Below are 230 nucleotides of genomic sequence, written 5' to 3' on the forward strand. Positions count from 1 at the left end.
GTTGTCGTGTCAGTGGTATCAACATCGCTTAGCGATAAGGTACCCGTCGTTGTTAACGTTGCTGCATCCGCATCTTCAGTCACTGCGCCAGTATCGTCACCAGTCACAACAGATAAATCGTCAACGCCGTTGATAGTAATAACAATCGCTTGCTCAACACCATCGCTGGTTGTCACGGTAATAGTATCGGTTAATGACTCACCGTCATCTAACGCTTGAATAGCCGCTTG

General features: G+C 47.4%; 1 protein-coding gene. It reads right to left on the reverse strand.

What is annotated here, in order from left to right; translation table 11 throughout:
- Positions 1-230 (reverse strand): VCBS domain-containing protein (locus Q0794_RS18210; RefSeq protein WP_298944302.1); only part of this gene is annotated, 230 nt, incomplete at both ends.

The sequence above is a fragment of the uncultured Psychromonas sp. genome (genome assembly GCF_947489755.1).
Taxonomy (GTDB): Bacteria; Pseudomonadota; Gammaproteobacteria; order Enterobacterales; family Psychromonadaceae; genus Psychromonas.